The sequence below is a fragment of the Sphingobium sp. MI1205 genome (assembly GCF_001563285.1).
Lineage (GTDB): Bacteria > Pseudomonadota > Alphaproteobacteria > Sphingomonadales > Sphingomonadaceae > Sphingobium.
The window spans coordinates 479,482-502,952 of record NZ_CP005188.1 but is presented as its reverse complement, the minus strand read 5'-3'; the positions used below and the strand labels follow the sequence as shown (position 1 = coordinate 502,952).

20 protein-coding genes are annotated in these 23,471 nt (G+C 60.9%); 3 read left to right on the top strand and 17 right to left on the bottom strand.

The features are described from left to right. Position 1 precedes the first annotated feature (1 nt). Both K663_RS02450 and K663_RS02445 read left to right on the top strand, forming a co-directional pair. Entirely contained in the window at positions 2–1,423 is a 1,422-nt protein-coding gene (locus K663_RS02450) for an FAD-dependent oxidoreductase (RefSeq protein ID WP_145902210.1), read from the top strand. A gap of 33 nt (positions 1,424–1,456) precedes the next feature. After that, the gene (locus tag K663_RS02445; protein WP_062113612.1) at positions 1,457–1,732 is read left to right on the top strand and encodes an LLM class flavin-dependent oxidoreductase; all 276 of its coding nucleotides are present in this window, start codon (positions 1,457–1,459) and stop codon (positions 1,730–1,732) included. Positions 1,733–1,970: 238 nt separating this feature from the next. On the opposite strand, the gene K663_RS02440 is transcribed toward K663_RS02445, so the two are convergent. From K663_RS02440 to K663_RS02405, 9 genes are all read right to left on the bottom strand, one after another. Then, positions 1,971–2,756 (bottom strand): SDR family NAD(P)-dependent oxidoreductase, encoded by a 786-nt coding sequence (locus tag K663_RS02440; RefSeq protein ID WP_062113609.1) that lies wholly within the window; start codon positions 2,754–2,756, stop codon positions 1,971–1,973. 98 nt (positions 2,757–2,854) lie between these two features. Further along, a complete protein-coding gene (locus K663_RS02435; RefSeq protein WP_062113606.1) occupies positions 2,855–3,595 on the bottom strand; it encodes an SDR family NAD(P)-dependent oxidoreductase in 741 nt (246 codons plus the stop codon). A 257-nt stretch (positions 3,596–3,852) separates the two neighbouring features. After that, positions 3,853–4,662 carry a hypothetical protein gene (locus K663_RS02430; RefSeq protein ID WP_062113602.1) on the bottom strand — a complete coding sequence of 270 codons (810 nt, stop codon included), beginning with the start codon at positions 4,660–4,662 and terminating at the stop codon, positions 3,853–3,855. 35 nt (positions 4,663–4,697) lie between these two features. Further along, positions 4,698–4,832: an SDR family oxidoreductase gene (locus K663_RS23170; protein ID WP_235589493.1), complete on the bottom strand. Its 135-nt coding sequence runs from the start codon at positions 4,830–4,832 to the stop codon at positions 4,698–4,700. A gap of 256 nt (positions 4,833–5,088) precedes the next feature. Then, positions 5,089–6,348: a cytochrome P450 gene (locus K663_RS02425; protein ID WP_062113599.1), complete on the bottom strand. Its 1,260-nt coding sequence runs from the start codon at positions 6,346–6,348 to the stop codon at positions 5,089–5,091. Further along, a complete protein-coding gene (locus tag K663_RS02420) occupies positions 6,345–6,755 on the bottom strand; it encodes a cytochrome P450 (protein ID WP_062113596.1) in 411 nt (136 codons plus the stop codon). The genes K663_RS02425 and K663_RS02420 overlap by 4 nt, the downstream gene beginning before the upstream one ends. Before the next feature lie 21 nt (positions 6,756–6,776). Further along, positions 6,777–7,559 (bottom strand): SDR family oxidoreductase, encoded by a 783-nt coding sequence (locus K663_RS02415; RefSeq protein WP_062113592.1) that lies wholly within the window; start codon positions 7,557–7,559, stop codon positions 6,777–6,779. A 25-nt stretch (positions 7,560–7,584) separates the two neighbouring features. Then, a complete protein-coding gene (locus K663_RS02410; protein WP_062113589.1) occupies positions 7,585–9,009 on the bottom strand; it encodes a hypothetical protein in 1,425 nt (474 codons plus the stop codon). 52 nt (positions 9,010–9,061) lie between these two features. Then, complete coding sequence (locus K663_RS02405; RefSeq protein WP_063619023.1) at positions 9,062–10,543, bottom strand: acyl-CoA reductase; 1,482 nt, start codon at positions 10,541–10,543, stop codon at positions 9,062–9,064. A 250-nt stretch (positions 10,544–10,793) separates the two neighbouring features. Here K663_RS02405 and K663_RS02400 point away from each other — a divergent pair, with 250 nt between their 5' ends. Beyond that, positions 10,794–11,462: a TetR/AcrR family transcriptional regulator gene (locus K663_RS02400; protein WP_062113586.1), complete on the top strand. Its 669-nt coding sequence runs from the start codon at positions 10,794–10,796 to the stop codon at positions 11,460–11,462. 37 nt (positions 11,463–11,499) lie between these two features. Here K663_RS02400 and K663_RS02395 read toward each other — a convergent pair whose 3' ends face one another. The 8 genes from K663_RS02395 to zorA form a co-directional block, all read right to left on the bottom strand. Beyond that, the gene (locus K663_RS02395) at positions 11,500–13,776 is read right to left on the bottom strand and encodes a TonB-dependent receptor (RefSeq protein ID WP_083535810.1); all 2,277 of its coding nucleotides are present in this window, start codon (positions 13,774–13,776) and stop codon (positions 11,500–11,502) included. 494 nt (positions 13,777–14,270) lie between these two features. After that, complete coding sequence (locus K663_RS02390; RefSeq protein WP_062113580.1) at positions 14,271–14,507, bottom strand: TonB-dependent receptor plug domain-containing protein; 237 nt, start codon at positions 14,505–14,507, stop codon at positions 14,271–14,273. Then, a complete protein-coding gene (locus tag K663_RS02385) occupies positions 14,504–14,779 on the bottom strand; it encodes a DUF3363 domain-containing protein (RefSeq protein WP_062113578.1) in 276 nt (91 codons plus the stop codon). The genes K663_RS02390 and K663_RS02385 overlap by 4 nt, the downstream gene beginning before the upstream one ends. Next, on the bottom strand, positions 14,776–15,234 hold the full coding sequence (locus K663_RS02380; protein ID WP_235589492.1) for an Arm DNA-binding domain-containing protein: 459 nt from the start codon (positions 15,232–15,234) through the stop codon (positions 14,776–14,778). The genes K663_RS02385 and K663_RS02380 overlap by 4 nt, the downstream gene beginning before the upstream one ends. A 375-nt stretch (positions 15,235–15,609) precedes the next feature. Beyond that, positions 15,610–18,645, bottom strand: a complete 3,036-nt coding sequence (locus K663_RS02375) for a DEAD/DEAH box helicase (protein WP_235589491.1) — start codon at positions 18,643–18,645, stop codon at positions 15,610–15,612. Between the two features lie 185 nt (positions 18,646–18,830). Next, positions 18,831–20,492, bottom strand: coding sequence for an EH signature domain-containing protein (locus tag K663_RS02370; RefSeq protein ID WP_062113575.1), 1,662 nt, complete (start codon positions 20,490–20,492; stop codon positions 18,831–18,833). A gap of 8 nt (positions 20,493–20,500) precedes the next feature. Continuing rightward, positions 20,501–21,193, bottom strand: coding sequence for an OmpA/MotB family protein (locus tag K663_RS02365; protein WP_235589553.1), 693 nt, complete (start codon positions 21,191–21,193; stop codon positions 20,501–20,503). A 23-nt stretch (positions 21,194–21,216) separates the two neighbouring features. Further along, entirely contained in the window at positions 21,217–23,211 is a 1,995-nt protein-coding gene (gene zorA / locus K663_RS02360; RefSeq protein WP_145902207.1) for an anti-phage ZorAB system protein ZorA, read from the bottom strand. Positions 23,212–23,471 lie beyond the last annotated feature (260 nt).

Here is a 23,471-nt window from a genome sequence, read left to right as displayed (position 1 = left end):
CGTGATCATCGGCGGCGGCGGCGCCGGCATGTGCGCGGCGCTTGAAGCGAACGCGCGCGGGCTGTCCTGCGTGCTGCTGGAGGCCGACGACAAGCTCGGCGGATCGACCGCCTTGTCGTCGGGCGTCTATTACGCGGCGGGTACCGCGATCCAGCGGGCAAACGGGATTACCACGGATACACCGGATGCGATGTACGAATACATCATGACGCTCAACCAATGGGCACTGCGCCCTGAGATCATCCGCCTGCTCTGCGATCGCGCCGCCGATGGGTTGGACTTTCTGATCGCGAAAGGGGTCTCCTTTCCCGACGACCATCTCGTCGGCGGCGGACGCAACCGGGTCGCGCGCGGTCATAGCTGCAGCGGGGAAGGCGGCAGCATCGCCGCGGTGCTGGCAGATCGCGTCCGCGAGACCGATGTCGTCGTGCGGCTCAATACGCGCGTCGACGGGCTCATCGTAGAGAACGACCGCGTGGTGGGCGCACGCGCGGCGGACAACGAATTTCGCGGCGACGCGGTGATCGTGACGACAGGCGGTTTCGGCAACAACAAGGAAATGCGGGCGCGGCTCTATCCGAGCGTCGCGCAGCATGGCGACAAGACCTGGGCGGTTCACGAGCCCGCGCCGTACATCCTGGGCGACGGCATACTCATGGCGGAACGGATCGGCGCGGCGATCACCGGCCACGACACCGGACTGCCGCTGCCCACCGCAGGCTTCAAACATAACGTGGAAGGCGTGTTGCCGCCCTGGATCATGCTGGTGAATGTTGAGGGGCGCCGCTTTATGGCGGAAACCTCGCCGTTCAGCGTCTCGGGCTATTTGATCAATGCCCAGACCGGCTCGAAAAGCTATGCGATCTTCGATGAGACGACGCTCAAGGAAGTCAGTGACGATCTCGACTATCTCGACCCGCTCAAGCAGCGAATGAGCGTGCCGAGCTGGCATCAGAAATCAATCCGCGAGGAAGTCGCCAGAGGCGTCGTCAAGCAGGCCGACACGATCGAAGAGCTCGCCCGGCAAGCGGGGATCAAGCCGGCGGCGCTCGCCGAGCAAGTGCGTCGCTACAATGCCGATTTCGACCAGGGTCGCGACGCGCAGTTCAACAAGAACAGTGGACATCATGCGATCCGCGTGCCGCCCTTCTACGCGGTAGAAGTGCGCGCCTCGATGATCGGCCTTACCGCCGCCGGGCTCGACATCGATAATCGCGCACGTGTTCTCGATGCCGATGGCCGGGTCATTCCCGGTCTATATGCAGGTGGCGAAACCCTGGGTTGCGTGATTGGCAACCGTTATTCGGCGGGCGGCATCAGCATCGCCAATGCGGTCGTGTTCGGTCGCCGCGCGGGCGAATGCGCGTCCGAGGACGTGCTGGAGCATGGTGCCCGCGCTCTGTGCGTGCCAGCCTCAGCTTGAGCAGGGCGTCCTTACGAATTTTGCGGGGTCGGCATGGAACTGGGAAAGCTTGGGATATGGACCGATGCCGATGGCATGTCGGCCGAAGCGGCCGCCGCATTCGCCCAGGTGGTGGAGGAAGCAGGCTATTCGGCGCTCTGGATTGGGGAAGGCAGGGGACGGAATTCCATCAGCTTCGCCTCATGGCTCCTTGCCCGGACGAGCAAGCTGAAGATCGCGACGGGGTTCGCTAATCTCTATGCCCGCGACGCGCTGTCCTGTTCGTCGCCGCGCGCGGAGAGGAGCGGCTGCTTGCTGCATGCAACATGATCGGCAGCGAAACTGGCGCGAGCGTGACGCCGATCGTCGCAGACCACGGTACCGCCGAGGGACGGGCACGCATACTGGTTGCCTGTCCAGACCCCGATATTCTCGTTGGCACCTGCACGCCGCCACCCTATGTCGAATTTCAGGAACGTGTCCGAGCAGGACTGGCGCGACGGCGTGTTCGATTATCACCACTACCATCCGACCGCGCATGAGGCTTTGGGCGGAAGAACTCTCACACTCACCGATCCTCGCCGCCGTCCATCTGGATGCATTGTCCCGTCAGATACGACGCTTGATCGGAGGCCAAAAAGGCGAACACGTCGCCTGCTTCGCGGAGGGATCCTGGGCGCTGCATAGGGGTATTCAGCATATGGCTGCGACCGATGCTGGCCAGCATTTCCATCTGGGTCCTTGGTTCGCCATCCTGCGGCTTTAACCAGTCCTGATGATCGGCATAGCTGTCGTCGCCGACCCAGCCGATCCTCACATAATTGGCGCGGATATTAGCCTGCGCCTCCTCCACGGCGATGTGACGCATCATCGCTTCGACTGCGCCCTTCGACATGCCCGACGCGCCATTGTAGAGGGCCAGCTTGCCGACATCGATCGTCGTAGTGCACGCGATCGAACCACCTCCACTCTTACGCATGCGCTGCACGGCGCTGCGGAAGAGCCGAAAATACGAGAGCGCGTCTCCCGCGATGAAATCGTCGATCTGCTCCGGTGTATAGTCGGCCGTCTTAGCGAAGGGCACCGGGGCGCCCGCCGCCGTCATCACTGAATGGACGCGGCCGGTCCACGCCTCTACCTCGTCAAGCGCAGCCTCGATCTCGTCCACGTTGCGCATATCCATGCGGCGCGCCCGCACCTGATAGCCTTTTGCGGTCAATTCCTCGACCAGAGCGGCAGCCTTTGCCTCACTATTGCGGCCCTCTGCGCCCAGATAGGTGAACAGGACCGGCACGCCCGCGCGGCCCAGCCCTTCAACCACGCCGCGGCCGATGGAGCCTGTGCCGCCCGCCATGAGAGCTCCCCCGGGAGGATATGTGTAAGAAATCGTCATTCTTGTTGCCTTCAATATGGATTGACGTGCCGACCACTTGGACGACTAGCGCTTACTGTCTACAGATGCATACCACCACTGACCTGAATCACCTGCCCAGTTATCCATGCACCGTCGGGCGATGCCAGGAAGGTCACGGCCCGCGCGATTTCGTCGGGCGTTCCCAATCGCCCGAATGCCGTCATGCCGGTGATTGCGCCCATGACCTGCGCATTATCCTTGATGCCGCTGAGGAAATCAGAGTCCGTGGCCCCTGGTGCGATTCCGTTGACCCGGATACCGCGCGGCGCGAGATGCGCCGCCAGCGAAAGGGTGAAGGCGTTCTGTGCTGCCTTCGACATGGAGTAGGCGATGACGGAAGGATAGGCCACGATCGAGACCATGGAGGAGATGTTGATGATCGAGGCATGGTCGTTGAGATGCGGCAAGAGAGCCTGCGTCAGGAAGAACACGCCCCTCACATTCGTCGAAAAGACAGTATCGAAATCCTCTTCGGTCGTTTCCTCCAATGTTTGCCCGCGCGCGACGCCTGCATTGTTGACCAGAATGTCGATGCCCTGGCCGGATGCGGCGACGAGCGCCTGCACACCTGCGGCGCTGCGCAGATCGGCCTGTGCGCTTCTTGCGCGGCCGCCTGCGCCGGTGATCAGACGAACAGTCTCCTCGGCCCGGTCCTGCCCGTTCGCATAATGTACGATCACATCCGCGCCCGCCTGCGCCAATTGCAGCGCGATAGCGCGTCCGATGCCTCCTGAAGCGCCGGTGACCAGCGCCGTCTTTCCTGCGATATCTGCTGCCATTCGACCCATTCCTTCATGCTAAAGTCTTCGACCATCAAGCTGTTCTATGGTGCAGCCTCGTCCTCGCCGTATTCCGCCGGCCGGATACTCACTCGTCGGCGCGGGGGGGGGGTGACTAGTCCACTGCTGTTCCAGTTTAAGCCTGTTGACCTATAGGCGACCCGGTCTCCCGGCGCGAGAGCAGCCTGCGCAAGCAACCTGCCGAAACCACTGGATGCGCCTGTGGTGAAATAGATTTTGCTCATGCGAACGGCCTGTCAGATCGACGCCAAGGCGCGGTTCAGTTCATCCTGCGAGAGATAGTTGCCCGCATATTTCTTGCGTGCCGCGCTCTCGCGCGCCGCTGCTTCCGGGCTGGGGTCGATCACATCCTCCGCACGCAATCGCTCGATGCGGGGCTTCCAGGCACCTATCTCCAGTTTTTCCACCTGCCCCGACAGGTCGAATTCAGACTGCGCAAGGATCTGCGCCCATGCTTTGAGCGCCGCTGGACGGTCGATAAGGCCATAAATGGCCACAGCCGGAAATTCGGCGGCATAGGGCAGGGATTGGGCCTCGTGCAGGCTGAAAAGACCGACGCTGCCGAAGCCGGGAAGAGTAAGCGTGTCGGATGCATGGTGCTGCTCAAACCACGTGCGAAAGGCTGGAAAGTCACCCTTGGGCTTGATCAGCGCCGTCAGTATCTCAGACCCGCGCCGAAACCCGACCTCGCGGGTCCAACCGTGTGAGAGATATTCGGGTCGGTAGAAAAAATCCCGAAGCCCTTCGAACGCGCAGTCGCGCGAAATCTCCATGAGCGGTGTGGCGGCACGATCATTATGGCCGTCGACGGATTTCTGGGCAGATTCCCATTCATAGATCGTGTGCGCCCAAAGCGCGGGTGCGACGGCTTTCCCATTTAGAGCGGGCTGCTCCTCGCCGATGCAGAAGCGCTGCGTCGCGATGGCGCCATCGAGCCGCAACGCGTCGCGAATGTGAATGTTCGTGTACCATTCGTCATATTCAAATTGCCGGCCGGGGGCCGGGTTCTGATGCACGACGAGAATGCTTTCCAGGGTGTCGGACATGATGTCTCCTGATCGCTTATACTGTTATGCTGGCTTCAGGCCTCTGGCGCGCCGGGAAGAAAGGGCGTGTAGGTGTCGATGGTCTGCCCGCCATCCGCGGCCAGTTCCGACCCGCACATGAAGGAGGAATCGTCGCTGGCCAGAAACAGGCTGACCCGCGCGACCTCCACCGGCTCGCCGATGCGCTGAATTGGCTACGCGACATAATATTTGCCGAAATTTTTGAGTGCCTCGCCGGTAATATTACCCATCGGAGTGGATTCCGCCACGCCCCTGCCCTCGTCGGTGACATCCGCAACGACTAAGCGCGCACCTGCGCGATGCGCCCGTGATAATCGCAACCTTGCCGTCCAACTTACCGCTCATATGCCAAACCTTTCTTCCTATTCTCGATAGGGCGAACAGTTCGCCGAACCATCGCACAACTCAGCGATGGACGCGCTCACCGGGATCGAAGGCGATGTGCAGGCTTCCGATCGTGTGGAACATCAGGCTAGGCTGATAAGAGGTGTCGCTGCCCTCGACGATGCGGATGTTGCGCAGTCGCTTCAGCAACTGGCGGAAGCCGACGACGAGTTCCTTGCGCGCTAGCATCTGGCCGAGACATCTGTGCACGCTAGGCGCGCCAAAGGCGATGTGCGTGCGCGCATTCCTACGCCGGATGTCGAAGCGATCGGGATCCTCGAACCGCCTGGGGTCGCGATTGCCGCCATCGTAACGCAGCAGCAGGGTCGAGCCTGCGGGAATGTCCGTTCCGCCTAAGGTCATATCCTCACGTGCGATGCGCCACATGGACGAGGCCGGCGTCTCGTAGCGAAGGATTTCCTCGACGGCATTATCGACAAGAGACGAGTCGTCGATCAGGGCCTGCATCTGGTCGGGATGGCGCAGCAACTGTACCAGGCCGCTCATCAGCGTGTTGCGGGTGGTTTCATTACCCGCAACCGCGATCTCAAACGCAAGCGCCGTCGCTTCGATGTCATCGAACGGCTGAACGCCCTCGGTCTTTACCGTTACAAGGTTAGAGATCAGATCGTCGCGTGGTTCGATCCGCCGCGCCGCTACGGTTTCACGCAGATAGCGGCGGAAATCCACAATTTCGTGCGCGGCATGGATTTCGTCCTCTTTCGTTCCTGTCCGCCCGACGACCATGATGACCGCATCAGACCACTTCTTCACCTGATCATATTTATCACGGGGCAGGCCCAGAATGTCCGCGATGATATAGGTCGGAAGCAGCACCGCGAACTCGTCCACGAAGTTGCACTGGCCCTTCTCAATGAAGCCGTCGATCAGTTCATCCGTCAAGGCCTCGATCATCGGGGTGAGATGCGCCACGCGACCCGTGGCGAAGACGGCATTGACGAGCGCGCGATACCGCGTGTGATCGGGCGCATCGCTGCCCAGCAGCAGCGTTGCACGAAGCGGCTCCTGATCGAGTATCCCCGCCACCTCAGGATGTTCATTGCCCGCCACGAACAAATGACCGAAGTCATTGGAAAAGGCGTCCGTACGTTTGGCGACCTGCTCGATGAGGGCCATTTCCGTTACGACAAAGATCGCGCGCCCGGCAGGGTCGACGGTGCGCATGACGGGCGCCTGCTCCCGAAACTCCGCCATGAGCGGATAGGGGTTCGCGAGCGTTTCGCGGTCGTAGAAATTGCCGGAAATCTGAAGCGTGTTCATGACATTGCCTTGGCTTTTGCGTCCCACGCGAGGGGAAGGACATAGGGTTGGAGCGTGCTGTGCATCATCGTGGTGATCGGCATATCGTCGCGCAAACGGAACTCAGGGATGATCGAGAGGAACTCCTCCATCGCGATCTTCATTTCGCGGCGCGCGAGATGGACGCCGAGGCAGGTGTGCTGACCGTAACCGAAGGAGACGTGGCGCGGACGTCGGTCGAGGCGGACCTCATTGGGGCTTTGGAATTCTCGATCGTCACGCGCCGCGATCGTGGTCGAATTGGCGACAAACTCGCCCGGTTCGATCGTGACCCCGGCGATGGAATAAGGCCGGATGCAGCGACGGTACGTGGTTATGGCGGCGTAGTAACGCTGCAATTCGTCAATAGCGGCGGGAATGGACGCCATATGCCGCCGTCCCCTATGGGATCACAGTTCAAGGCTGACGGCCGGCCGGATCACTATCTCCTGAAAATTCAGTTCGATCGGCTGCTCGAGGATGAAGAGCACCGTCTCCGCGATCTTGGCCGGATCTCCGAACAGCCGGGCCGCATCCGGGCCCGACAGGTCGATCCCCTTGTCCGCTGCGGCGGCGGCCATGCGTGCCATGGATTCCGGCGCAAAACTTCGCCCCAGATTTGTCGAAAATCCGCCCGGCACAATGGACGTCACCCGGATATCGTCATGCTCGAGTTCCTGCCTCAACGACCGGGAAATCATGTCCAGCGCGATCTTGCTCGCGCCATAGACGCCGCCAGCGTCAAATCGGGCCGCCAGCGAGCTCACATTGATGATATGCCCCGCCTTACCCTGGTGCCGCATCAGGTCGACGGCCGCGCGGATCGCCTCTAGCGGCGCCAGGACATTGACGTCGAACATCGCGCGCCATTGCGCCGGGTCCGCCGACAGTATCGGTTCCGGATGCATGATCCCCGCATTGTTCACGAGCGCGAAGAGATGGTCATGCTCCTTCCCGATCGACTGCACCAGCCGCGCGAGCGCACCCGGCTCGGCCAGATCCATCGGGACGCAATGCGTCGGGCCACCGCCCTTCTCCGCGATCATGGCGGCTGTGACCTCCAGTTCGCTGCTCGACCGCCCGACTAGCCATTGGGTCATGCCCGCCTGGCCGAGCGCCAGCGCGATCTCCCGGCCGATGCCGCTCGATGCGCCGGTGACGACCCCCGCCTTGCCGTTGAGCGAAATACTCATGCCCGCCTTCCTTCGGCCCGCGTCATCACAATCCACCCAACGCGAATTCTTCCAGCTTCTCATAGGCCTGCGGCGTCTTCGCACAGGTTATCTTGTCATCGCCGCCCTGTGCCGCGCTGAGCCGCTGGATCGAATTGAGGAGATAGGGGCCTTTGCGTCCACAGCCGCAACCGCCGTCAAAGTTGATCGTGACCTGATCGCCGGTCAAGGTGGTCGGCCACATGCTTTCGGCCGTCAGGTCATGCACCAGCAGTCGCCCTGTCTGGACACCGCTTCTGGGCCTCGACAGGCCGGTTTCGGGATCGACAACATGCTTGATGCCCCAAGGCAGGGTATGGATATTGCCCTTCGAACAGCACACGCCGCTGGCGGTCGTCTCGCTCATCCCAAAGACTTCGCGGAGATGGAAGGGAAACACCTCGCGCAACAATTCCATCCACCCATCGGGGAAGGTAAAGCCCTTTGTCCCGCCGCCGGTGACGATCAGACTGTCGGGCGACCAGTCGACCGTCACGCCCTTTGCCTTGCACGCGGCCGCCAGCTGGTAAAGCTGCGTCCAGAAGCCGAAGAGCACGACCTTCTGGCCGGACAGTTTCGAGACCACCTCGTCCACGAACTGGTCTACACGGTTGGGCATCGCGCGGTTGCGATCGGCGACCGTCTGGGCGATGCGCGCCTCCGCTTCGGTCAGTTCCAGTTCCTCGCCCAGCGATTGCGCGCGATTGAGCTTGCTGGCCAACAACAACTCGTCGGCGGTAATGCGCCCGCGGCCCACGGTTTTGATAAGGTCGGGATGCTCGCTATAAAAGCTGTTGCGGAGTAGGTCGACCGTGTTGATGAATGCCTGACGCCCCGCATCGGACGGCCAGGGACACAGGAAAGGCACATCGCCGTTGCGGATATCGACGCCATATTCCTCCCCATAAGCCTCGAAGAAGCGGACGAACATGATGGTCTGCGCAATATCCTCGGGCACGCCGCGCGGCACGAAGGAAATCTTGCCGCTGGTGCCGGACGAACTGACCGGGCGGATCGGCGTCGCCGCTTCCAATCGCAGCAGCCAATCCTCGATCGTGTCGCATCCCTCCACGTCGATATCCGACAAATCATAGGCGCTGAGTGTCGACAGCCAGTTTGTCAGCCTGTCGAACCGGCGCTTCTGAATGTCGCCAAGCGAATAGGATTTGTAGAAGGTGTGGGGCAGGCCCAGAGGCACTAAGTCTTCGATCGTATTGATCGCGGACACCCCGACTTCGTCGGCCAGCCGGTCCAGCACCTTGATCTTCGGCCGCAGGGCCTGGAATTGCCGCTGCGCCAGCTCGATCTGAAGGGGTTCCAGCACCTCCCAGTCGATGTCAAACAGTTCCTCCGTCGACATATCGAGAAAGGCTCGTGCGTTGTTCCGCAATGTCTCCAGCTGGTCTGGCTGAATGCTTCCGCTGCTTGTCATATTGCCTCCGTCAATTACATATGAGGGCGATCCGCTCACCCATTCAGGCCCGTCACGCGTTCAGCTGTTCGGGTTCCACCGTGCTGCCGCCATGGACCCAGCCTGTGTTCTCCGACTGGGTCACGTCGAATTCCTCCATCACGACCCAGCGTGCCATCCGCCGCATCGGCTCCATCGCGTCATGCGGCTGCGCGGCGCCCTCCGCCGTGGCAAAGCCGAGCGTGGTGAGCCGCTGCGCGCCTCTCAGCGCGCATTCCTCCCGGATTTCCGTCTTGAGGCTGTCGGGATAGATGCCCAGCGCCGCCGTGTGGATCGTGACATGGGACAGGGCCTCGGCAATGTCATCGACTGGCACCAGATTGACGACCCGGCATCCCAGTTGATCCGCGAAATCGACCGGCTCGTTGTCCTGCGACACGATGACGCCGCCCTCCGCCGCCTTGCATCCGATAACCTGAAAGGAATTGGAGTAGCGGATGCCGTCAATCTCATCCTTCAACTGGCGGTCGAACGCCGGATGCGCGCTGCTCAGTTCGCGCGGGAGCCTGGCGACCTCGTCGAACACCATCTGGCCGAATTGGGACAGCTTCCTGACCCCTGCCTCGTCGGTGCCGGACTGTGCATAGGCGACCCGCGCGCTGATGCAGCCTTCCTGATTGAAATAGCCCACATCTTTGGCGAGCTTTGCGGCCACCTTCTGCATCTTCTCCGGGGTTTCGAAGGCTTCCTTGCCAATGATCGACCCACTGATCTTGGGATCGAGGGCGATTAGGTCCATTCCCGGTCCCAGATAGCCCCTGATGTGCTGCATCGAGGAGAAGCCGCCCCACGCCACAATCTTCTCGATATTGTTCGCGCGGTATAATTTGCTTTCGAACGCGGTATCGCCGCCTTTCCAATAGCCGACTGTCAGATGTTTGGTGATCGGATGATCGGGCGCAATGTCGATCATCGTCAGCGCCACCGCCGTCCCGGTATAAGGATCGTTGGAGGGGTTCTTCATGATGGCGTCGGAGCGGAGGACGGCGTTCATCAGCACGCCCTGCAGCGTTATCACCGCACCATTGCCCGCATTGATGTGGACCGACCGGGCGCCATAGGCGCGCACCGCCGTCCGGCGATCGTGCAACTGGGTCGAAACCCATCCTTCGAGATGCGCGCGCCCGATGTTCTGCTCGACAGCCTCCTCGATGAAGCTGCGGCGGAATATGTTCGACATGTTGCCGTACATATAGCCCAGCATTTCAGGGGAATGGCCAGATGTCGCCGCAGCCACCTGCATCGCCGTGCGAATGTGGGGGTTCTTCACCGGATCGAGATGCAGCCCCAGTTCGACGAGATAGTCGATGATGTCATCCAGGGTCAGCGCGTAAAGATCCTTCAGGCTGCTCGGGTTCTTGAGAATGATCTGATCGACATAGGCATTCACGTCCGGCGCCTTGAGCGAGATCTTTCCATGACGACCCGGGAATGTGACCCAGTTGTCGTGGATCACCTCTCCACGAATGATCAGGGGAATTTCCAGTTCGTCCATGCTTTCCTCTCCGTCCCTTGTTGGGGTTCCCCCAGGTCTTTCCGACGGGGTGATGCGATGTTCATCGCGGTCTCCAGAGTGATACGCCGATCCATTTTCGAGCATAGGACGGAAATTATGCGCCGGAGGATTTAGCGGTCTTGTGCCCCTGATGTGGCGGTTTTCCGGGGTTCCGCGAAACGCCTCCCGGTTTGGATTTCGGTGCCCCTGTGGTAGGTTGAAGGACAAGCCCGGTTACAGGAGCGAGAGGATGAGTCAGGACGAGAGAGGCGTGGGATCGGTCCGTGGCCGCCCGCGAAGCGACAAGCACAGGGACGTGGCACTGGGACTATTGTCTGCTGCCGAACATGCGCTGGCGATCAAGGGACATACGGAGATCACCTCGCGGGAGATCGCCGATCTCGCCGGGACGAACCAGGCAATGATCCGATACTATTATGACTGCAAGGATGGGCTTCTCAGCACCGTCGTCGAAAATGCCCTGCGCGCGAAAAGCCGCAGATGCGATGAGTTCGAACGAAAGCTGGGCAAGGATGACGGTTGCTCGATGCGCAATTTCGTCGCTTTGCTGATGGAGGAGTTTCTCGGGTCGGCCGCCCTCTATCGGGTCGTGTCGGCCGAGCTTGCGAACGACGGGTCTATCATCAAATCCCGCTACTCCGGCCACGCCCGTAAAACCTTTGCGCAGGTTGTCCGCATCCTCGACAGGTTCAGGGAACTGGGCATATTGGGCGCCGATACCGACAGCTGGCACGCGGCCTTTACCCTCGTATGCTTCATCCACAGCCCCATCGCGCTGTCCCCCATATTGGACGAGTTCCAGACCAGTCTGAAGGAGTTGTCCTCCGATCCGTGGATTGATCATGTCAGCGGGCTGATGCTGGCGCGCTATGGCGCAAAACCAGATATTCAGCAGTAGCGTAGGGCGCCCATGAGGGGCGCCTTACGGTCCATCTTCAAAAGCGGAATCCTGCGGACACCCCCCATGTGCGCGGCGGCGCCTCGGCGATGATCGCTCCGATGCCTCCGGACGTATCGGCAAACGCCAGATACCGTTTGTTTGTAAGGTTCTGCCCGTAGACGGAGAGAGAAAGTCCCTCAATGGCGTCGCGCCACGTTATGCTCGAAGACAGCAGGCCGTATCCCGGTTGCTGCGCAAACGGCTCGTTCAGGTTGCTGAGATTGTAACTCGACCGCCAGGCATAATCGACATTCAATTCCAGCGATCCGGCACTAGACAGTTCATGTTCGTAGGATGCGCCCACCGCAACCGTCCATTTGGAGGTGTAGGGGAAACGCAGGGGCGCATTATCTGTCACCGGGTCAGCTCCGTTGCCGGTGACGTTCGCAAAGAAGCTATCGTATCCGGCGTCAAGATATCCTCCGGTGGCACGCAGCGAGAGCTCCGGGATCGGCCTTGCCTTTGCCTCCAGCTCCACGCCCTTGACGGTCGCGCTGGCTATGTTGCGCGTTTGCTGCGTGAAGCCGACGGCGGGATTGGCCGGATCGGGCACGACGAGTTGGCGCTGGAGATCCTCATATTTGCTGATGAAGCCGGTCAGGTTGATGCGGGCGCGACGGTCGAAGAAGTCCGCCTTAAGTCCCGCCTCATAGGAATTAACGGTCTCCGGATTATACACGTTGGTCCGCAGCGGGCTGGTCGGATCGCCCAGGAACCCGCCGCCGCGATACCCCTGCGCAAATCGCGCAAAAATCATCTGATCCGGCGTAAAATGATATTCGACCGTCGCATCGAAGGACAGATTGTCCCAGGACTGACGTTCGGCATAGGACGGACCGCCCGGAAAGGTGCCTATGATGACAAAGGCATGCCGCTTTTTGTCCCATGTTTTTCTTACGCCGCCCGACACGATCAGCTTGTCCGTCAGCGAATATTCCGCATGTGCAAAGAGGGCGAGGCTCTTGGTTGTGCCGTCATTTTGCCGCGTCGAGACGACGTTGAACGTCTGTTCCCGGTCATATTCATATTGATAGTAATAGGCGCCAAGCAGCCAGTTCAGCTTGCCGTCGAGATCGAGGCCCCCTCCCTTGTTTGACGACATGCGGATTTCTTGCGAAAACTGATTGTCGGTTTGGTTGGTCAGCGCGTGCGTATGGGTATATTCGGAGCCATCGACATCGAGCGGATTGAACTGCTTGTTCCTTCGATAGCCTGTCAACGCGGCAAAGCTTACCGCTTCCGCTTCCACGGACAGGTCGGACGTGATGGCAAATGTCGTGCCCCGGTTTCGCACGGGCGTCTGGTTGCTGCGCGTTGTGTAGGGGCCGGCGACCGGGCTGACGCAGGCTGCGGCAGATGCAGGTCGCGTGCAGAGCGTTCCGAGGCGAGGAACGCCTCCCGGCGTGCTATAGATGGCAGTCGGGATGCGCAGTTGCTCCGGATCGTTGGTCGTCACCGACCGGTTTGCCGAACTTTCCGTGCGATCGCGATCATATTGCGCCGACACATACCATTCGACCGACTCCGAGGGCCGAGCGAGGAGAGCACCACGTAGGGACTGCATGTGAGCGCCCGCGACATTTCGGCCCAGCGTCACATTACGGATATGCCCATCGGAAGTGTGCCGGGAATAGGAAAGGGTCGCCAGCAACTTGTCACTGATGATGGGCAAATCAACATAGCCACGAACTTGAAAATCCTCAAAGCGTCCGTAACTGGTCTCGATCATCCCACCCAACGTGCTTTTCGGGCGCCGAGTTCGCACGTTTATAGCGCCCGCCGGGGAGTTCTTGCCGAACAATGTACCCTGTGGTCCTCGCATCACCTCAACGGCTTCTACATCGAACAGGTTGATCACACCGGCAAAATTGCTGCCCAGATAGATACCGTCGATGTTGACGGACAATGCCGGCTCGACTGCCGGGTCACTCGTTTTGGTTCCAAAGCCGCGCAGATAGGCGAAGATAGCGCTGGGGTTCGAGCCATTTTTCTCGATCATCAGATTGGGCGCCAGTGCCTTGATATCAGTGATATTGGAAACATTGGCGCGTTCAAGCGCCTGGGCATCGACGGCAGAAACCGCGAGAGGCGTTTGCTGGGCGCTTTCCGCCCGGCGGCGCGCGGTGACGATTATGTCGGTGAGACCGACGGAGCTCTGCTCGTTTGTGTCCGATCGGATATCAGATGGCGCCTGATTATCTACCTGCGACAGCGCCGGGGACGCCAGGATGACCCCTGCGCCCATCAGCGCGAATGACCCAATGTTACGCATGTTCCCCTCCTACTTTTGTTGTGTACTCACTCTGTCAGCAGCGGTCGCGTGATGCCCAGCGGCATAATTATTCGCGGGAGGATTCTGGCGGCGAAGTTCGTCAGCACTACGTTGGCCGGATGTTGATTTTCAGGATTCCCGCGGCGTTGGATGATTCCAGGTGTAGCCAGCTCTGATAAGGGTGGTGATGGACCAAGACTGGCAAGCGGATCTGAAGGGGTGCCTTGAGCCGTATCTGGAAAGTCTGGCCAACGGGACATGGCAACGGTGTATCCGACCTATGTTGCCAGTTTGACCGGTTCTGACGATCCAAAGAGCATTCAGTCCCTAGCGGCCGGCCTAACCCGATTCCCTATGACCGGCTCCATCATTCAATCGGGACAGGTCTGTAGTACATCGCTCCCCCCTGGAAGCGACCTTATGGAGGCACGCAGACCAACTGGTCGGTAGCGGCGAGGCCTGGTTCGACAGTTCCGCTACTGATCCGACTTGTCCTAATAGCGCAGATAAACGGCACTTTTGCTTGTATTCGCTTCCTGCGCCACCCGCTCGAAGGTAGCTTCCCGATAACCAATGTAACGATAATTGGCGCCGACCGTTATCGACCTAGCGGCCTGCAACTCGTGCTTTGGGTCCTTGGAAATGATCCGAATGGTGCCGCCCGTGGTGTTGCGGCCATAGAGCGTGCCCTGCGGCCCTTTAAGCACCTCAATACGCTTTATGTCGTTCAACGCGAAGACCGGTCCTCGCGCATCAGCCCGGAAAGCTGCTTGCCCACATGCCGCTCGAGCTCGTCGCGCCAGGGCACCAGGGTAAATTCATGGCTTCGCTCGATCAGGGCGACCCGCCCAGGGGTCATGTTCACCTTGCGCCTGAGCGCCCCCTCCACCCGCTCGCTTGGGTTTGTCTCAAAAGGCAGACCCAGTTCCTTCGACAGCTGCCCCGCCACAGCCCACACCTCGCACTCCCCGAGGATGCGCAGCAGATTGCGGCGGTAGATCACATCATTGCCCTGCCGCTCGGCCAGTTGCTGCTCGACCAGCCATTGATCTCGTGGACCTGGACATGGCCAATATACGGGAACACGTAGGCATCGAGCGTCTGGAGCCATTGCTTCTCATGCTTCTCGTTGCGCCATGTCTTGCTATGAGCCGCGATCACCCGGGCCGCAGCCTGCCGGAAGGTGGGAATTCCCTGGGCCTTGCGCCGCTCGAAGATCGGATCCAACCCAAGCTCGACCCAGGCGCGGATTTCCCGCGCCCGCTCGCGCGCCGTAGCCAGCGAAACTTTCGAGGCGCTGCCCAGACCAAAGTCGCGCCGGTTGCCATTTTTCTGCACCCGGCAGACCCAGTTCTTCCCACCGCCGGGCTGGACCACGAGGAACAGGCCATCGCCATCTCCGATCCTCAGCCCAGGACGAGTTGCTGCCTTCACGGCGCTGGCGGAGAGCTTTCCCATGCCACCAAATCTCCCACATTCTTTCCCACATTTCCAATCGGTCACTGGTGGACTGGCAGGAATGAACGCGGATAAGAATCACGCTGAAAACCGCAGAAAAGCTGGGATTTCGTGATTCGGAACGGATGTGAAAGGAAAGCTAGGTGGCGGAGAGGGAGGGAACCAAACATTCTTTTCAAGACACTCATTTCATTAAGTTATTTTATTCATCTTTATAGTGCATGCCCCCGTGAATGCCCCCACTTTCATATCGCACAGCGGGAATTCGTGAAGCGCCTCGGTGGCAAGCCTCCTATACTCCTCACATCCGCCACCTTACTGCGTAACACGGTCCTCCAGCTGTTCGCCGTCCGACAATGTGCGGACCCAATGCGATCAGGGATCGACCGGCCTTAGCTCGTCTACGTCGAAATCGCGTAGACCGATCTCGCCGCTGCCGTTCAGCATGTCGCTCGCCAAGGAGCGCTTCCGCTCAAGAAGCTCGTCCAGCTTAACATCAAACGTCTTGAAGTCGCCAGCAGACACGGTCGGATAGTAGACGAACACGTCCTTCGTCTGTCCGATGCGATAGGCCCGGTCGGTTGCCTGATCTTCCTTCGCGGGATTCCAGGTCCGGGTGAAATGAATCACGTGGTTAGCCGCCTGCATGTTCACCCCGAACCCGACGGCCACGGGCGATAGGACGATCACGCCGAAGCCAGGCTGTTCCTGGAAGGCCCTAATCCTCTTCTGCCGGCTATCGATGCTGCTCGCCACGGCGGTCGTATCGCCGTTGATGATGTCGACGGGAACATCAAAGGCCTCGCGCACATAGTGTCGAATCAAGCGCTGGATCGCCTTGAACTCGCAGAAGACGATGGCCTTCTCTCCGCGATCGCGGATTACCTCAAGCACTTCTATTAGCCAATCCAGCTTCGGTGACCGTGCTCGGTAGCTCTCAACCGGATCATATGCGCTACCCGCGTTTTCATCCGGATCGGAACAAAGGAGCCTGAGCTTGTGGAGAAGTGCAAGGTGGCTCCCCGGTGCCGCCCCCGATCGCCGGAAGGTGTCGATGGCTCCGACGTAGAGGCCGCGTTGGAAAGGGCTCATATCCAAACTGCGGCTTTCCTCGTCCACGACCTTCGCCTTCAGGTCGGTCGCGACATCTGCTTTCATCCGGCGGAGCAACTGAGGCGTGATGATACCCCGAAGCTGCTCCACCTTCACCCGATCATCGTCGCTCTTCGCCTCGATCGGTCGGCGGTAGGTCGACCCGAACTCGTTGAGCGCGCCGAGCAAACCGGGCTGCACGAAGTCGAACAGGCACCACAGATCGACTAGGCTGTTTTCGACGGGCGTCCCGGTGCAGGCGATACGGAACTTCGCCTGCTGCTTCTTGGCAGCCCGGGTCATCGCCGCGTTGGGGTTCTTGATCTTCTGCGCCTCGTCGCAGACCATGACCGACCACTTCTCGCGCGCGAACGAGAACTCCAGGTCGCGCAGCGTCTCATAGGTCGTAAGGACGAGGTCGGCATCACCCCGCCAGTCCGGCCGGAGGAAGCGCACCAGACCCTCCCGGCGAAGCTGCTCGTCGACCGAGGACCGATCGACGCGGAGACCAGCGAGGCCCTCGCCGTAAGCCATGAGGATCTTCAGCGTTCCAGACTCGAGGAACTTCTCTGCCTCCTCCTTCCAGTTCTCCAAGAGAGAAAGCGGCGCAACCACCAGCGCTGGCGGCGTACCGGGATCCTCTTCCCTTGCCCTCGCGACGAGGCTCAGGATCTGAAGCGTCTTCCCAAGTCCCATGTCGTCCGCCAGCAGTGCGCCCCGGCACTTATCCGGGGCCAGTGCGAGAAGGTGTTGCATCCATGCAAGACCTTCAAGCTGGTGGTGCTTCAGCGCGACGCCGGGACGAAGACTGGAAGGAAGGCGGGCGGGAGCCGGCTTTTCGGCTAGCGCCGCGAGCCGCTCCTCCTGGTAGTCGACCTGTCCGATATTGCTCTTGAGGATCAACGTAGGCTTTTTGCCGCGACGGACAGGAGACTCTGGCTTGAAGGTGCCCTTTGCCGCCTGATCCTGCACCTGTCCGAACGTAGAAACTATCGCCTCCGCCTCGCGGACGGGTATGGGAGTGGGGCACCCGGTCAAGGATACGGAAGTGGCTCCTTTCGCCTTGGCCATCTCCAACCCCTTGCGGAGTTCGGCCGATAGCTTGTCGGTCAGCGGCAGAACGCACGGCTGTTCGGTGTTCGGATCAGTCCATCCGATCATCGGAACTAGATTCTCGGGGAACCAGCCCTCACCATCGTCGCGCTTGGCAATGTGCGGTGAGTAGAAGGACTTTTCTTGGCCGATTCCCTCGACGCGCTCCGAATAGCCGGAGAGGTCGTAAATCTGGCCGTGCGTGATGACCCCATCCTCGCGATGGCCGAGCGCCCGGCGAAGCGCTTCGCAGTGTAGCCTGCTATCGCCGTCAAGCTCGAACTCGTATTCGTCCCAAGCAAACAGCTGGAGGCCACGATCAAGGTTCCGCTCTACGCCCTCGATGAACTCGAGTACGTCGGCTTCCTCGAGCATGATCTCGCGCGTCTCAATAGCGTCGCCTGACCCGCTCGTGATGAGCAGCCCCAAAGCACCTTCTCCATTGGTTTCAGGTGTCACCGCGGCGAACCGTTCGAACACGATGCCCGCCTGCTGCTTTGCCTCCTCGAACTGGTCCTCGTCGACGACAGCTGCCGCGTCCGGTCCGAGCGCCGCAATGGGATTGAGGAGGAACGCCTGCGCCCGCTCGCCAGCCACGCGCCGACCGGGCATGCGTTTGACCTCCCGCAGCACGGTGCCGACCTCCGGCGAGATCATGACCTGGATGATCCCGTGCGGCGTTGGTAGGTCGTATCTGTCACGCACCTGACCCGACTTATCAAACGCCTCGAGCCAGTCGGCGGGTGCCCCCTCGAACCACGGTTCGATCTCCACGAGGCCAAGTCCATCCGATCGACGGAGCGCCATCTGCAGTCGGTCCGGAGTGAGAACCACGGTTCGATAGAGGAAGTCGTCGAGCGAGGCGCCAGCGGCTACTGCCAACTGACGAATCTCTCCCCACGCCCGGCGCTGGTCAGCTTCGTTCCGTTCCCCTTCCGGACGGCGCGCAAACCGCCGGATTCGCTCGATAAGGTTCCAGACGCCTGGAGCGACGAGCTGAACGCCACCGTCGGCTTCGAGGGCACCGCCCTTGAGCCTGACGCCGGACATTGGTCGACGGTCGGTATCGAACCATCCGTCTATTGCGACCGAGAAGTCTCTATCGGTCAGAGACTTCCGGCTGACAATCTTCGGGACCGCAGCAGTGGATGATGGAAGATCGAGTATCGCCAGCTCTTCCGCAGCCTCCGCGTCCTCCAACAGCACGAAGAGCTGGGACCAATTCAAGCGGTGACCATCCTCCACCCGCTCGGCCAGCCCCTCATCCGCCAATTGGTCGAGAAGCGCCGTCGCTGCCTTCGATTTGGGGGTCGGCTCGCCACCGCTCGGCAGGAGAATGCCACCATCCTCAACGACGGGCGATCGCGGGGCCACCTGGCGCACTTCCGTCTTGGCCGCCTTCCTACCCCAGATCATGAGCGCAGATACCAAGCCCCGCGACGCTCCGCCCAAGCGAAGTTCCTACGGGTGAGTTCGTTCGTCGCAGGACCGAAGCGCGGCGCGTAGGCCCATAGCGAACCTCCCTTATCTCGCGAATCCGCTGTCTTGATCCCATGCTTGGCGAAGAACGCGAACAGTTCGGAGTCGGCGCTCGCGGGTCGCGGGGCTGGTGAGGGGTTGGAGGATATGGTGATAGGGGGCGGCGGCGCTGATGGGCGCGCGCCGTAGGACGGCGTCGTATGACTAACCTGGGAGCCACTTCGTGCGGCTGACAGGGAGGCGATGAGCCGATCGGCCTTACGCTCCCACCGTTCACCCACGCCGTCCTTGTGGATGATACGCGCGACGTTGCTCGGGTGCTTGAGCGCGGTCTTGTTTCCCGCCACCTGCAACTTCGAGAGATCGAACGGCAGCTTGGCAGCATCGAAGGCGAACATAGCGTTGCCCTCCTCTCCGAACTCCACGTAGACGTGGCCGGCGATGCGCATGATGAAGGCATTGTTGCTGGAAACGCCTCCGTTTGTAAGGTTGAGCATGCGGCCCTTCATCATCTGCCGCAGGGTCTTGAAGCTCGGACGCGGATCGCGATAGGCGGCGTCGCCAAGCGCGAAATGCATGTCGCTGATCTGATCAACGTGGCGTTTCCAGAAGTTGATGCGACGCTGGTCGTTGATGCCATCGGCCGAGAGGAGGTTGAAGAAGTCCTCGATCAGCCGGAGTTTGTGCCACGAGGAAACCATCCGTCGCGTGTCCGGACGGACCAGTGTCCAAAGTGTGTCGTTGCGCTCGAGCCACGGATTGCCCCATCGACCGACGGAGGTCTCACACAGCGCCGGATCGACCTCGATCGAGGAACATTCGGAGTAGCGATCTAGAACACGGGACAGGCCGTGATCCGCGAGCACATCATGCTCCAGGATCAAACCGATGACGCGCGGGAGAACATCACGGAACTTCCGGTCATCGAACCTTACCGCTGCCTCGATCTGCGCCTCGAATATGCGCTGGCCGATCCACGAAGTGTCACCCGCGGAGAGATCGTGACGAAGAACCTCGAGGGGATTCCCCTCCCCGGTGAGAAGCTCGGCCCCGTAGCGCGTGCATGGATCCTCAGTCAGCAGGTTAGCATGGTCGTCGATCGCGGCGAGCCAGTCCGGTGCCTGCCCGGAGCGTTCGAGCTGTGGAAGATTGTCGTTCAGATATTCCCGCAGGACCCGCCAGTTCCGATCACCGGCACCACGAGCATTTCGGGGATCGTAGTTCACGTAGCCATCGAGCAGGCCCCGCCAGCACCGCCTGTATGGCCGGGGCATCGATCGGAAGGCATCAATCTCACTCAGCAGCGGATCGAACCGTTCACCGTCCTCTATTAGCGCTGGCTGGCCTACAGACCTGAGGCGCGTTCCCCAGCTCACCAAGCGTGCCGACCGAACATCATGGAGCCTGCCGGTCTCGCGAAACCTCAGTATCTCCGTCTGGATCCGGTCGTTCGAAGCGCCCGCACCCGCGCCTGCCCCGCTGAGCATGGCCTGAAGTGACTGCACATGCCCTTTCAAGATTCGGAGGTCGGGCTCCGGCATGTCGCGGAACGCCGCAGCGCCAACGTCGGCCAGCCGCTGCTGCAGCTTCGTCATTCTCGGGCTCAGAGGGCGCATGTACCGAATTCGCCTTCAAACGCGTCGACAGGTGCAGCCGCCGGTTCATCAACGCCGAAGAATTCCAGGCGCAGCTCAATGCGTCGACTTGCGTCGAGCGACGCCTTCGCGGAATTTGAGGAGTAGCCGCCGACGAGGAAGAGCCGCCGTATCTCCTCTAGCTCGCGTCGATCCATGGGCCGTTCGCCCGCCTGCGGCCGCGCCATCAGCGCGCACAGAACGCGCTGGCTACGCTGGAGGCTGAGGTTCAGGTTGTAGAGATAGCTCCCCCTCCGGTCAGTAAAGCCCTCGACCACAATCCGCTTCAGCCATCGCTGCCCGCCCTTGTCCCGCGCTATCGCGAGCACCTCCGGGACAAACGACCGCAGCAATCGCTCCTGTTCGGGACTGAGGGCATTGCTCGCCGAATCGAAGCGGGCACGATCTCCGAAGTCGATGACGGCACGGTTGTGATCGACGCGGATGCCCTGCTTCTTTGCAGCCTTGTCGATGCGGTCGAGGAGCTTGACAATCTCCGCCTGCCTCTCGGCCTCAAGCTGCTCGCGCTCCGAAATCGTGCGCGTCACGGCAAGGAGCGCCACGCTCATGACGAGCAGGAAGAGCACCATCAGGGCAGTCATAAGGTCGGCGAACGAGATCCAGAAGGGTTTCTCGCCCTCCTCGCGACCACGATGCCCCATAGTAACGCGCTGGAACATTCAGATCACGCCGCCTGCCGACCGGTCGAAGGTAAGGAGGCCTCGAGTTCCTGGATCGCCTCCTTGAGCAAACCGGTGGCGCTGGACAGCTGGGAGTGAAACACCCGGTTCGCCTCGATGACCGTGCCTCGCATGCCTTCCGCAAACTTCTCGTGCGACTTGCCGATAACGTCAGCAACCTCGTCCAGGAAGCCGTCCGCCTCGTACTGCGCCGACGCCAGTTTTTGCGTTGCGCCCTCGATCCGACTGAGGACATCCGCGGTCAGGCTTGCCTCGCGGGAGGCATTTTCGACGGTAGCGCGGAGATCCTGGATCATGGTGGCAACCGCGTCGCGGGCTGATCGGTAATCGGAGACGACAGAGTCGAGGCCCCTAGCCGCCCCGGCAACGCTGCCTGCGGCCTCCGAAAGGCCAGTGGTGACATTCGCGATGCGGTCGAACCCGCCAACGACCTCGCGCCCTGAATTCTCGAGCTTGTTAGCGGCGGCCAGCAGGGAGTCCGCCCCCCCGTTGAGACGAACGAACGCATCCCGCGTCGCGCTTTGGACGCCCGCGGTCATTTCGCGGATCGCCGCCACGAGACCATCGACGTTGGAGGAGATCGCATCAACGGATTGCCGCATCTGCCCGACGTGGCCAGCCGCCGCCTCAGCACGCCTGCCGTCTTCCTCGGCCTGAAGCCTGGAGCGTTCAGCCGCCTGTCTCTCAATGGCGGAGATCGCCTGCGCCATCCCCTCACCAAGCGCAGTCAGCATGTCCTGGACGCGGGTCTGGGTCGCCTCCTGCATCTCGCCCGTCGATGAGCGGATCTCTTCGATCACAGTGCGGAGCTCCTCCGACATCGCGGCCTGCTTGGCCTCGACCGCCTGAACAACCTCGAGAAGCTTGGTCGACATCGCGTCAGAAGCTCGCGTCCCGGCAGCCTCGACGTTGTCGGTCAGGTCCTGCAATTTCAAGACCGCAGTCTGCATCGCGTCAATCGTGCGCTGCTGCATGTCGCCGATGCCGGAGAGCTGCGTGCCGAACATGTTCTCCAAGCGGTCGCTGAAGCTCGCGAGCACGTCGGTCAGCAGCTTCGTCACGGCGGACGACTGATCCTGGCTGACTTGGCCCACCGCGCCGGCGATCTGGTCGAGCGGTCCCTTGAGTGCGTCGGTCAGCGCACCTGCGATAGTCGTGCCGAGTTCGTTGGAGCGCTGCACCGTCGCGTTGATCTGCCGATCGGCAAGGTCGGTGAGTATCTCCCGCAAATCTGCGACGAGCGCATCCTTCAGGATCTTGGTCTGACTGGCGGCGTCCTCCGAAGAAGTCACGAGGCGAGCTAGATACTCCTCGCCTGCACCGGCCTCATAGGTCGCGTCGATCTCGTGAGCGAGCTGCGTTACCTTGCGGTAGAGGCTGTTGAGCCGGAATTTCTCCAGTCCGGTCGTGAGCATCGCAAGGATGATTGCGAAGGCCGAAACGACGAACGCCTCGCTCACGCCATGCAGCAACGCGGTCAGACTGTTCCGGACTACACCGGAATCGTCCGAGATCTGGAAGGAGCTCAAGCCCGTCAGAAGGCCGGTGAATGTCCCGATGATGCCGATGCCGGTGAAAATGCCGGGCAGATGCTTGAAGAACTCGGCATGGACGCGATTGTCCACCACAGCGTGTGGCGAGAGAAACATCTCAGCCGGCACCGTCGAGCGGACAGCCCTCTCGACCATCTCGCCCGTCTGGGTGTCGAGATCCTTCTGAACGTGGAGCGTCTCGCGATACTCGTTGAAGATGGCGGCGATCGCACGGTCGGGTTCGAAGCACTTCGAGAGGTCGCGAAGCCCGTTCGCCCGCGCTGCCTCCACGTTCTCGATGATCTGCTTTAGGCTTGCATCCAGCCGCTTCGCGGGAATGAAGAAGTAGCGGACGAACGCGTATGCAAGGCTAACGAGAACCGCAAAAACAAGCACCGGTATGACCGGAATTCCGAACAACACCATTTCGTCCATTCCCCCTGTCATCGACTTCCTCCGCGAATCCCACGCACGGGCGGATCGACACTTCACGCTGCTATATCCGCATTTATTATTCTACGGCTAACATCAACTGATTCAGATCACTTTGCCATTTTTGGGGAAGAGTAAGGCTCTGGCAATCCGAATAACTTTGGGACAGTATCCCTAAGTCGGGGGGAAGAATGATGGCCCAGTCAGAAGGTTGGCTCTCTAGAGTCGCGCGTCGATTTGGCGAGATGATGTCTGGCGCCCCGGCGATAGGCACT

Coding starts and splice junctions, on each gene's coding strand:
- K663_RS02445 (WP_062113612.1), top strand. CDS start 1,457: ATGGAACTGGGAAAGCTTGGGATATGGACCGATGCCGATGGCATGTCG.
- K663_RS02440 (WP_062113609.1), bottom strand. CDS start 2,756: ATGGCGGGCGGCACAGGCTCCATCGGCCGCGGCGTGGTTGAAGGGCTG.
- K663_RS02435 (WP_062113606.1), bottom strand. CDS start 3,595: ATGGCAGCAGATATCGCAGGAAAGACGGCGCTGGTCACCGGCGCTTCA.
- K663_RS02430 (WP_062113602.1), bottom strand. CDS start 4,662: ATGTCCGACACCCTGGAAAGCATTCTCGTCGTGCATCAGAACCCGGCC.
- K663_RS02425 (WP_062113599.1), bottom strand. CDS start 6,348: ATGAACACGCTTCAGATTTCCGGCAATTTCTACGACCGCGAAACGCTC.
- K663_RS02420 (WP_062113596.1), bottom strand. CDS start 6,755: ATGGCGTCCATTCCCGCCGCTATTGACGAATTGCAGCGTTACTACGCC.
- K663_RS02415 (WP_062113592.1), bottom strand. CDS start 7,559: ATGAGTATTTCGCTCAACGGCAAGGCGGGGGTCGTCACCGGCGCATCG.
- K663_RS02410 (WP_062113589.1), bottom strand. CDS start 9,009: ATGACAAGCAGCGGAAGCATTCAGCCAGACCAGCTGGAGACATTGCGG.
- K663_RS02405 (WP_063619023.1), bottom strand. CDS start 10,543: ATGGACGAACTGGAAATTCCCCTGATCATTCGTGGAGAGGTGATCCAC.
- K663_RS02400 (WP_062113586.1), top strand. CDS start 10,794: ATGAGTCAGGACGAGAGAGGCGTGGGATCGGTCCGTGGCCGCCCGCGA.
- K663_RS02395 (WP_083535810.1), bottom strand. CDS start 13,776: ATGCGTAACATTGGGTCATTCGCGCTGATGGGCGCAGGGGTCATCCTG.
- K663_RS02380 (WP_235589492.1), bottom strand. CDS start 15,234: ATGGGAAAGCTCTCCGCCAGCGCCGTGAAGGCAGCAACTCGTCCTGGG.
- K663_RS02370 (WP_062113575.1), bottom strand. CDS start 20,492: ATGACGAAGCTGCAGCAGCGGCTGGCCGACGTTGGCGCTGCGGCGTTC.
- K663_RS02365 (WP_235589553.1), bottom strand. CDS start 21,193: ATGGGGCATCGTGGTCGCGAGGAGGGCGAGAAACCCTTCTGGATCTCG.
- zorA (WP_145902207.1), bottom strand. CDS start 23,211: ATGACAGGGGGAATGGACGAAATGGTGTTGTTCGGAATTCCGGTCATA.